Origin of the sequence: Pseudomonas sp. JH-2 (assembly GCF_036231725.1) — a bacterium.
Lineage (GTDB): Bacteria > Pseudomonadota > Gammaproteobacteria > Pseudomonadales > Pseudomonadaceae > Pseudomonas > Pseudomonas delhiensis.
Window position 1 is genome coordinate 1 of the sequence record NZ_JAZAQP010000127.1, and the last position, 794, is coordinate 794.

The 794-nt window shown below is 65.2% G+C and carries 1 protein-coding gene; it reads right to left on the minus strand.

The features are described 5' to 3' along the window. Positions 1 to 794: phospholipase effector Tle1 domain-containing protein (locus tag VV867_RS31030; protein ID WP_328568449.1), on the minus strand; the 794-nt coding region annotated here is incomplete at both ends.

Below are 794 nucleotides of genomic sequence, written 5' to 3' on the forward strand. Positions count from 1 at the left end.
CCTGGTGCGCCAGTGGGCCCCGCTGCGCTCGGTGGCGAGCGAGGCGATCTCGAGGCTGCTGTCGGGCTTGCTCAGCAGCAGCTTCTCCCTGGCCAGGGGCAGGTAACCGCCACCGATGTCCGAATGGCAACCCGGGAGCACGATGTCCAGTTCGGCCTGGGTCAGGGAGAAGTTGTGGCGGTACTCATGATCGGCCACCAGGTGAACCACCTGGCGGGCCATGCCCGGTGCGAGCCGCAGGTGCAGCCCGGGGTTCCTGGCATTGTGCGGGCTGAAGTCGAGGGCCTGCGGCGAGACGATGCCGGCCACGGTATCGAACAACCCAATGAAATTAAGGGCGAAGTCGCTGCGGTAGCGCCAGGCGAACCCGGCCGCCAACAAGGGCGAGCCGACGGGCAGCGAGCGGGCCAGCAGGCTGTTCGCGCCCTTGAGCAGGTCGTTGGCGCAGTGCCGCGCCGCCGCCGCACCCCGGCTGAAACCGAACAGGTCGATCTCGATCCGGCGAATTTTGAGGCCGGGGTTCACTCCTCGAAACTTATCCAATTGCTTCACGACCAGCGCCGGCATCTGCTCAACTCGTGCTACCACGCCGGTATCCCCCTGGCCCGTGCCCTGGCTATAAAGGGAGTCTCCCAGACCGCTACGAGTACCGATGCCCTCGATGTACACCGGTACATAAGCCTCTTCGGTTCCTGGCGGTAGCAGGTCTTCCGCCTGGTCCGGATAGAGGCCATAGAGACGCGCGACATTACTGAGGTCATTGCCATAACTGTTGTCCGGCGCCCCGCCCTGGC